Source organism: Planococcus donghaensis MPA1U2 (assembly GCF_000189395.1).
Classification (GTDB): domain Bacteria; phylum Bacillota; class Bacilli; order Bacillales_A; family Planococcaceae; genus Planococcus; species Planococcus donghaensis_B.
In genome coordinates, this window is the sequence record NZ_AEPB01000047.1 from 20,269 (window position 1) to 29,983 (window position 9,715).

Below are 9,715 nucleotides of genomic sequence, written 5' to 3' on the forward strand. Positions count from 1 at the left end.
GGTTCCCCCTTATTTCACTTTTTCTTTTTCGTGCGGCAATACGGTATCCGGATAAATGTTCGTCGGGTATTCACCTGTAAAGCAAGCTAAACAATGCCCACATTTTGATCCAGGATCTGTACGTCCAATATTTTGAACCATCCCATCAACTGATAAGAATGTTAATGAATCTGCACCAATAATTTCACGCATTTCTTCTACCGAATTGTTGGCAGCGATTAACTCACCTGCTGTACTAATATCAATGCCATAGAAGCATGGATTTTTGATAGGAGGTGAACTGATGACCACGTGTACTTCTGTTGCTCCTGCTTCTTTTAGCAAGTTAACAATACGTCGTGATGTTGTACCACGAACAATCGAATCATCGACCATGATGACGCGTTTGCCTTTCACAACTTGACGGACTGGCGAAAGTTTCATCTTCACACCTTGTTCACGCAGATCTTGCGAAGGCTGGATAAACGTGCGCCCGACATAGCGGTTTTTAATCATACCTAACTCGTATGGAATTCCACTTTGTTCTGAATAACCAATGGCAGCTGAAATACTTGAGTCCGGAACACCTGTGACAACGTCCGCATCAATTTGGACTTCTTTTGCTAATTGAACGCCGAGACGTTTTCTTGCTGAATGGACGTTAATGCCATCGATATCTGAATCTGGACGAGAAAAATAGACATATTCCATCGTACAAATTGAACGCTCTTCTGGATAAGCAAACCGTTCTGCACGCATGCCGTCTTTTGTGATGATTAAAAATTCACCTGGCTCCACTGAACGAACAAATTCTGCACCCACAATATCAAATGCACATGTTTCCGATGCCGTTACCCACGCATCTCCTAGTTTTCCAAGAGATAAGGGGCGTAAACCATTCGGATCCAACGCAACATACATCGCTTCTTCGGTCAAAATCACACAAGCAAAAGCACCTTTTAATAAAGACAAAGCATTTTTCGCTTTTTCTTCAAACGTTGCATAGCCGCTTCGTTTAATTAAATGAGCCAGTACTTCCGTATCTGAAGTGGTTTGAAAAATACTGCCTTGACGTTCAAGATGACCTTTCAACTGAGTGGCATTGACCAAATTGCCGTTATGCGAAATTGCCAAACTACCAGTAGTTGAGTTAAACAGCAGAGGCTGAACATTTTCAATGCCACTGCCTCCTGCTGTTGCATAGCGAACATGCCCGATTGCTGCATGTCCTGCTATTTTTTCTATTTTTTCAGGAGTAAAGACCTCACTGACCATGCCTTCCCCTTTTAATGGGAGAAGACCTTCTCCATTAGTTGAAACAATTCCCGCACCTTCTTGACCGCGGTGTTGCAAAGCGTGCAATCCGTAATACGTCAATTGCGTCGCATTCGGATGTCCCCATATTCCAAAGACACCACATTCTTCATTTAAGCTTCTGATTTCAGCAAGCATGGGATAGCTCCTTTCCAAGCTGAGCGAAGCGTTGCGACGGATTCGTTAATCCAAGTCGTACCGTCTTCACCGTTGATTACAAATTTGTCTCCCGTGACTTGGCCGACTTTCTTAGCATCTGTTACGACTTTTTCGAATTGCTCTGCGTTTTCTGGGCTAACTGTTATCACAAAGCGTGATTGTGATTCGCTAAACAACGCAGTTGTTGCAGATCCAGACAATGTAACTTCCATGCCTAATCCGTTACCGAATGTTTTTTCAGCTAATGCGACAGCAACGCCACCTTCAGCAACGTCATGCGCGGATGCAACAAGTCCTTGCTGAATCGCTGATAAAATTTCTTGTTGGCGTTTTGCTTCGACTGTTAAATCGATCGCTGGCGCTTTACCAAAAATACGCCCTTCGACCATCTTCTGTAACTCACTTCCACCAAACTCTGTAAAACTTTCACCGACCAAGTAAACAACGTCGCCTTGTTGCTTAACATCTTGTGTTGTTACATGTGCAAGATCTTCTACAAGACCGACCATGCCAATTGTTGGTGTTGGGTAAATAGCTGTACCGTTTGTTTCGTTGTATAACGAGACGTTTCCGCCAATAACTGGTGAATCTAACATCGTACATGCTTCAGACATTCCGTCCGCTGCTTTTTCTAACTGCCAGAAAATTTCTGGTTTTTCCGGGTTACCAAAGTTTAAGCAATCTGTAATGGCAAGTGGTTTTGCACCTGATACCACAACATTACGTGCTGCTTCTGCTACCGCAATTTTACCGCCCGCTTCTGGATCTAAGTAAATATAGCGAGAGTTGCAGTCAGTCGTCATGGCTAGACCTTTGTTGGTACCACGAACACGAACAATTGCAGCGTCCGATCCTGGGCTTACTACTGTGCTTGTGCGTACTTGGTGATCGTATTGATCATAAACCCATTCTTTAGAAGCGATAGTCGGTTGTTTTAATAACGAAGTTAAGGTTTCATTTAAATCCGTTACTTTTGGTTCTACGTTGTCCATTTGTTGGAACTCTGTAAAATAAGTTGGAACAGCTGAAGGCTTATGGTAAACTGGCGCGTCTTCTGCAAGTGCATCAACTGGTACTTCGGCAACAATTTCACCTTTATGTTTTAAACGTAATGTCGAATCGTCTGTTACTGTGCCGACTGTTACGGCATCAAGTCCGTACTTCTCGAACAACTCAACGATTTCAGGCTCACGACCAGCTTTAACGACGATTAGCATACGTTCTTGAGATTCAGAAAGCATCATCTCGTAAGCTGTCATACCTGTTTCACGTTGTGGAATGTGATCCAGGTCCATTTCGATCCCAGAACCTGCTTTAGAAGCCATTTCGGCTGAAGAAGAAGTCAGTCCAGCAGCACCCATATCTTGAATACCGATCAACGCATCTGACTTGATCAACTCTAAACAAGCTTCAAGTAGCAGTTTTTCCATAAATGGATCGCCTACTTGAACGGCAGGTCGGTTTTTATCAGAGCCATCTGTTAACTCTTCAGAAGCAAAAGTAGCTCCGTGAATGCCATCGCGTCCTGTTTTAGCGCCGACGTACATTACCGGGTTACCTGTACCTTTTGCAATCCCTTTTTGAATATCTTCATGATTGATCAATCCGACACACATCGCGTTAACTAACGGGTTGCCGTCATAACAATCGTCAAATTGAATTTCTCCACCCACTGTTGGAATCCCGATACAGTTTCCGTATCCAGCAATCCCCGCAACGACTTCTTCAAACAAGTATTTCACACGTGGTGTGGTTAATTCACCGAAACGCAATGAGTTCAGCAATGCAATTGGACGTGCACCCATTGAAAAGACGTCACGAATAATTCCACCAACTCCAGTAGCCGCTCCTTGATACGGTTCGATTGCTGATGGGTGGTTATGCGACTCCATTTTGAAAACGACTGCTTGTCCGTCACCAATGTCTACAATTCCTGCACCTTCACCAGGACCTTGAAGAACACGTTCACCTTTAGTTGGGAACTTCGCAAGAACGGGTTTCGAGTTTTTATATGAACAGTGCTCAGACCACATGACCGAAAACAAGCCCGTTTCCGTATAGTTTGGCAATCTTCCTAAAATCTTTTCGACCATTTCAAATTCCGAGTCCGATAAGCCCATTTGTTGATATACTTTTTGTTCTTTTATTTGAGCAGCATTTGGTTCAAGCATGACTGACATGTGATTCCCTCCACTGTTTAACGATTGATCTAAATAAGGCCAAGCCATCTTTGCCGCCGATTAACTCTGATACTGCGCGCTCAGGATGCGGCATCATGCCTAGCACGTTTCCGCGTTCGTTAATGATTCCTGCAATGTTGTTTCGACTGCCGTTAAAATCATCTGCATACGTAAAGACGATTTGGTTGTTTTCTTTGAGGTGATCGTATGTCGCATCATCACAATAATAATTGCCTTCTCCATGAGCGATTGGAATTTGGATTTCTTCGCCTTGTTCATATTCATTCGTGAACAAAGTATTATTGTTTTCTACTTTCAATCCAACAGTACGGCACATGAACTTCAAGTTTTTGTTTCGTAAAAGTACGCCTGGCAACAAACCTGCTTCAGTTAATATTTGGAATCCATTACAGATTCCAAGAACTGGTTTTCCTGCTTCAGCTGCTTTTCTTACTTCGTCCATGACTCCAGAGAATTGAGCGATCGCGCCGCAACGCAAGTAATCGCCATATGAAAATCCGCCTGGAAGTAAAATCCCGTCATAGCTGCTCAAGTCTTTTGAGTCATGCCATACGTATTCTGCTTCTTCACCTAGTTCATCCTTGACCGCATGGTACATATCCAAATCACAATTCGAACCTGGGAAAACAATTACTGCGAATTTCATTGCGAGACAACCTCCTCAATTTCATAACGATAATCTTCGATTACAGTATTTGCTAAAAGCCGATGACATAATTCGTTAACTAACGAATCTACATCGCGTTCGCTGTCTTCAATAACCAATTCTAGGTATTTGCCAATTCGTACATCTGCCACTTCACCATAGCCCATTTTATGAAGAGAGCCCATAACTGCAGAACCTTGTGGGTCCAATACACTTTCACGTAATGTTACGTATACTTTTACTTTTTTCATGAGTGTTGTCCTCCTAGACGAGTTAAAATGAGTTCGTACGCTTCTGTCAAATTCCCAAGATTGCGGCGGAATACGTCTTTATCAAGCTTTTGTTTTGTTTCCATATCCCAAAGCCGGCAAGTGTCCGGCGAAATTTCATCTGCCAATAAAATTTGACCATTTTTATCACGGCCAAATTCAATTTTAAAATCAACAAGATCTACGCCAATTTCTTTAAAAAAGCCAATTAACACTTCATTAATTTCACGTGCTTTTTGCTTGAGCACTGCCACTTCCTCTGCAGTTGCCAGCTTTAGCATATCAACATGATCATCTGTAATTAAAGGATCGCCTAATTCATCATCTTTCAAATAGAACTCCACAACTGGGCGGCTAATGGCCACCCCTTCTTCAATCCCAAGACGTTTAGCCATGCTGCCCGCTGTGATGTTCCGGACCACTACTTCCAATGGAATGATGCTTACACTTTGCACCAATTGTTCGTGATCAGACAATTGCTTAACGAAATGAGACGCAATGCCTGCTTCCTGCAATTTCGTGAAAATCAGTGACGTGATTTTATTGTTCAAAATGCCTTTCCCGGTAATTTCTTCTTTTTTCTCACCGTTGAAAGCCGTTGCTGAATCTTTATATTCCACCCACAAAATTTCCTTTTCGTCCGTTGCATATAAGCGTTTTGCTTTTCCTTCGTACAATAGCTGACCTTTTTCCATTTTCAGAAGCCCCCGTTTAGTTTAGTCCAAGTCGGTTAAAAATCATGTCTACTTGTTGTAAATGGTGATTGTAATCAAAGCAATCATCCAATTCTTCTTTAGAAAGTTTAGCTGTAATCGTGTCATTCGCTTCTACAATTTTGCGGAAATGTGTTTGGTTTTCCCAAGCTTCCATTGCACATGGCTGAACCGTATCGTAAGCTGCTTCACGAGCCATCCCTTTATCGATCAAAGCTAGCAACACACGTTGTGAATAAATCAAACCTAATGTTGAATCCATATTGCGTTTCATGTTTTCAGGAAATACTGTTAAGTTTTTCACGATATTACCGAAACGATTTAACATGTAGTTAAGTGCAATCGTTGCATCCGGTAAAATCACACGCTCTGCTGATGAATGCGAAATGTCGCGTTCATGCCATAAAGAGACGTTTTCGTAAGCTGTTAGCATGTAGCCACGGATTAAACGCGCAAGGCCGGTCATGTTTTCAGAACCAATTGGGTTGCGTTTATGCGGCATTGCAGAAGAACCTTTTTGACCTTTCGCAAAAAACTCTTCTACTTCGCGTGTTTCTGATTTTTGCAATCCGCGAATTTCTGTCGCAAATTTCTCGATAGACGAACCAATCAATGCTAAAACGCTCAAATACTGCGCATGACGGTCACGTTGCAATGTTTGTGTTGAAATAGGTGAAGCTGCAAGACCTAACTCTTTGCACACATATGCTTCAACAAACGGATCAATATTAGCGTACGTTCCAACTGCACCAGACATTTTGCCTGTTTCAATTGAAGCTGCTGCTGCTTCGAAACGTTCTAAGTTGCGTTTCATTTCTTCGTGCCATAATGCGAGTTTCAAACCGAAAGTCGTTGGTTCTGCATGCACACCGTGCGTACGACCCATCATGACCGTCATTTTATGTTCTTTTGCTTTATTTGCAAGAATTTCGATAAAGTTTGTTAAGTCTTTACGGATGATTTCGTTTGCTTGCTTTAACAAGTAAGACAAAGCCGTATCCACAACATCCGTTGAAGTTAAACCATAATGAACCCATTTGCGTTCTTCACCAAGCGTTTCAGATACCGCTCGTGTAAAAGCAACTACATCGTGGCGTGTTTCTTCTTCAATTTCTAAAATACGATCAACTGAGAAAGATGCGCCTTTACGAATTTTTGCTACATCTTCTTTCGGAATATCTCCGATTTCAGCCCAAGCTTCACATGCTAAAATTTCAACTTCTAGCCATGCATTGTATTTGTTTTCTTCTGTCCAAATTGCGCCCATTTCGGGTCTTGTGTAACGTGCGATCATTTTTATGTTCCTCCAATTATTCTGGCCAAATGCCAGATGCATCTATTTCACTCAAAGTTGCCTCTAAGTCTTCCGTTAATATCGTAACATGTCCCATCTTCCGTTTCTGCTTCGCTTCGTCTTTTCCGTATAAATGAATCGACCAATTTGGAAATTGTGCGATTTTCGAAGTAAGTGGAGCTACATGTTCTCCTAAAACGTTAACCATTACTGCTTGAGACCATAAAATCGGCTGTCTTAGTGGCCACCCACAGATTGCACGGATATGCTGATGAAACTGAGAAATGTTTGTTGCTTCGATCGAATAATGCCCGGAATTATGAGGACGTGGCGCCAATTCATTGACGATAATCCCACCGTCTTCTAAGACGAACATTTCAACTGCTAATGTGCCTATCATATCGAGGTGAGCTGCAATTTTCTCAGCCGCTCTTTTTGCTTCATCGATTGTTTTTTTATCGATTCTAGCCGGAACAATCGTTTCATGCAAAATATGATCTTTATGAATATTTTCACCAATCGGTAAGATAGCTGTTTCTCCGTATACATTACGTTGGATAATAACCGAAATTTCTTTTGTGAATTCTACGAAAGCTTCAGCCACACATTCGCCGTTCGCGAACAGCCCTTCTGCTAAAGAAAGCCCTTCTATAGAAGAAACAGTTTGTTGCCCTTTGCCGTCGTATCCCCCACGCGCTGTTTTAACAACGAATGGGAATGACAATTTACTACTTTTTTCTTTTAACTCTCCAAAAGAAGAAGCCGTAATATAATCGGCAACAACAACGCCTGCTTCAGAAATAGCTTGTTTTTCAACAACTCGGTTTTGAGTTACGCGAATCAGTTCAGAACCTTGTGGTACATATGCAATTTCAGCTAGCTTTGATAGTCCTTCAACATCTATATTTTCAAATTCATAAGTGATTACGTCACTAGCTTCAGCTAACTCTTCTAACGCATGTTGATCATCAAAAGGTGCAACGATTTGTATATCGGCTACTTGTCCTGTTGGCGAATCCATAGAAGGATCGAGAACTGCAATTTTGAAACCAGCTTCTTTCGCTGCAAGAGCCATCATACGTCCTAATTGACCTCCGCCAATAATGCCAATCGTTTGACCCGGCAAAATCGTATTTGTCATATTAAGTCCTCCGAACTTTCTAAAACTGCAGCTGTAGTGCGATCTCTTCTATCTTGTAAGGCTTGTGCTGCCTGCTCATCTACCGTCCCCAGTATTTGCGCTGCTAGTAACCCAGCATTCACAGCTCCTGCTTTACCAATAGCGACTGTAGCGACTGGAACTCCACCGGGCATCTGAACGATCGATAATAAGGAATCTAAACCATTTAACGCTTTAGACTGAACAGGAACGCCAATTACTGGCAAAGTGGTCTTTGCTGCTACCATTCCTGGCAAGTGTGCCGCTCCGCCTGCTCCCGCAATAATCACATGCAATCCGCGTTCACGTGCCTGTGCTGCATAAGTGAACATTAAATCCGGTGTACGATGAGCTGAAACCACTTTTTTCTCATAACCTATCCCTAGTTCATCTAATACGTCACACGCATGCTTCATTGTTTCCCAATCACTCGTACTTCCCATAATGACGCCAATTCGCGGATTCATCGATTACACTCTCCTTTTACAAAATAAAAAGCCCTTAAATAAACTGCTCACATTACGTGAAAAGCAGTTTACTTAAGGACTGTAAATAATACGAAATTTTAAATGATGGCATAAAAAAGCACATCCTTCGCTTTACGACCAATAAGTTGCTTTCCCGCATAGTCCGGACATTTACGGTGTCCTGGTAGAGACGCAGAAGCCAATTCTTCTGCATATATGGGGTATCCTCATTTATCATAACAAGACGACGAAACTACGTCAATGATAAAGTCGAACATTAAGTTGTACAATTATTTAATCGTTCGCTTTTAAAAGGGATATATTGTTATTCCTTTAGTTTATCCCCTTTAAACTGAACGATTTGCCTTATAGGTACAGGTTGACCATCCACTTCTTTAAACAAAGGTTCTTCTCTTCTGCCTACTACTGCATAACCTTCAGCTTTCATTCTATCTAGACATTCTGAAATTGTTTCATGTTCTTCAACTTCAAACCATACTGTGTTTTTACTCATTTATATAAATTGCCCCTTTTCACTGTTTTCACCCAGAATCCGCCATGAATAGTTTTTGCTTCATAGGCAATGATAAAAGCTTTTGGATCGATCTCTTGTATGGCTTTATACAGTTTTAACTCCATTTTGCGCGGTGTTAAAATTTGCATTGACTGTCGACCACCATCACGACCGTTTGCATTCCAATCCGTGACACCATAGCCTTTTTCACGAAGCATTTTCGGAAGGTATTCTCCAGCTTCACTAGTAATCACATTGACCGTAATATAACCAAGCGCCATTTTCTCTTCAATCTTCGAACCAATGACTACACCCGATCCATAGCCTAAAGCGTAAGCTATTAGATTTTGCAACTGATCTAAATTATCAAGAACTAATCCAAGCCCTACTATATAAATAACAACTTCGATCATACTGACACCCGCAGCTAAATAACGATACCCTTTTAGGGTCATGATCATCCGTATCGTAAAAAATGTTACATATACGATGTTGATCGAAAAAATTATTACTACCATTACCCAAGGGTTTACATCCAATTTCTACACCTCTTTAATATCTATTACGAATTAATTTTCATACTAGGGGAAAAACACTAAGAAAGCAAGAGAGAAAAGTCCAAGAAAGCCTTAGTATATATAGGTTTTACTTAAAATCTTGTTTCAACTAGCAATTGAACAAGTACTTTTATGGCAATGTGCACACCGTGGATTCCTGCTCACGATTAGAAACAATCAAAATACCATTTTTTCTATTTATGCTAAAAGTAGCTATTTAAGTTTTATAGGCATTTCAATCCCTGTTTCACAAGCTATTCAATTTTAACAGTCTCTTTTTTTGGTAGACAAGTAGTTTGATTTTGCTGTGCGAAAGTTTGGTATGTTAACTAACTGCGTGATATTTTCTAACAAAATAAATTTTGAAATCCTATCAGCGCCCTCTATTTTTGTGGACTTTTCAACTATTACCTCTATTATTTCTCAACAATATTCAAATAAAC

General features: G+C 41.2%; 10 protein-coding genes and 1 riboswitch. All 10 genes read right to left on the bottom strand.

Translation table 11 applies throughout. The features are described 5' to 3' along the window. Positions 1-9: 9 nt before the first annotated feature. A complete protein-coding gene (purF, locus tag GPDM_RS13445; RefSeq protein ID WP_008432186.1) occupies positions 10-1,431 on the bottom strand; it encodes an amidophosphoribosyltransferase in 1,422 nt (473 codons plus the stop codon). Then, positions 1,407-3,632 (bottom strand): phosphoribosylformylglycinamidine synthase subunit PurL, encoded by a 2,226-nt coding sequence (gene purL, locus GPDM_RS13450; protein WP_008432187.1) that lies wholly within the window; start codon positions 3,630-3,632, stop codon positions 1,407-1,409. The genes purF and purL overlap by 25 nt, the downstream gene beginning before the upstream one ends. After that, positions 3,616-4,299 carry a phosphoribosylformylglycinamidine synthase subunit PurQ gene (purQ, locus tag GPDM_RS13455; protein ID WP_008432190.1) on the bottom strand — a complete coding sequence of 228 codons (684 nt, stop codon included), beginning with the start codon at positions 4,297-4,299 and terminating at the stop codon, positions 3,616-3,618. The genes purL and purQ overlap by 17 nt, the downstream gene beginning before the upstream one ends. Then, on the bottom strand, positions 4,296-4,550 hold the full coding sequence (purS, locus tag GPDM_RS13460; protein ID WP_008432191.1) for a phosphoribosylformylglycinamidine synthase subunit PurS: 255 nt from the start codon (positions 4,548-4,550) through the stop codon (positions 4,296-4,298). The genes purQ and purS overlap by 4 nt, the downstream gene beginning before the upstream one ends. Continuing rightward, positions 4,547-5,263, bottom strand: a complete 717-nt coding sequence (purC, locus tag GPDM_RS13465) for a phosphoribosylaminoimidazolesuccinocarboxamide synthase (protein ID WP_008432194.1) — start codon at positions 5,261-5,263, stop codon at positions 4,547-4,549. The genes purS and purC overlap by 4 nt, the downstream gene beginning before the upstream one ends. A gap of 16 nt (positions 5,264-5,279) precedes the next feature. Next, positions 5,280-6,575: an adenylosuccinate lyase gene (gene purB / locus GPDM_RS13470; RefSeq protein WP_008432195.1), complete on the bottom strand. Its 1,296-nt coding sequence runs from the start codon at positions 6,573-6,575 to the stop codon at positions 5,280-5,282. A gap of 16 nt (positions 6,576-6,591) precedes the next feature. After that, positions 6,592-7,716, bottom strand: coding sequence for a 5-(carboxyamino)imidazole ribonucleotide synthase (gene purK / locus GPDM_RS13475; RefSeq protein ID WP_008432196.1), 1,125 nt, complete (start codon positions 7,714-7,716; stop codon positions 6,592-6,594). Continuing rightward, positions 7,713-8,201 carry a 5-(carboxyamino)imidazole ribonucleotide mutase gene (gene purE, locus GPDM_RS13480; protein ID WP_008432198.1) on the bottom strand — a complete coding sequence of 163 codons (489 nt, stop codon included), beginning with the start codon at positions 8,199-8,201 and terminating at the stop codon, positions 7,713-7,715. The genes purK and purE overlap by 4 nt, the downstream gene beginning before the upstream one ends. 139 nt (positions 8,202-8,340) lie before the next feature. Beyond that, positions 8,341-8,441, bottom strand: a riboswitch (purine riboswitch). Positions 8,442-8,526: 85 nt separating this feature from the next. Further along, on the bottom strand, positions 8,527-8,715 hold the full coding sequence (locus tag GPDM_RS13485) for an NETI motif-containing protein (RefSeq protein ID WP_008432199.1): 189 nt from the start codon (positions 8,713-8,715) through the stop codon (positions 8,527-8,529). Beyond that, complete coding sequence (locus GPDM_RS13490; RefSeq protein WP_039863434.1) at positions 8,712-9,233, bottom strand: DUF2179 domain-containing protein; 522 nt, start codon at positions 9,231-9,233, stop codon at positions 8,712-8,714. Before GPDM_RS13490 ends, GPDM_RS13485 begins: the two co-directional genes overlap by 4 nt. Between the last annotated feature and the right edge of the window lie 482 nt (positions 9,234-9,715).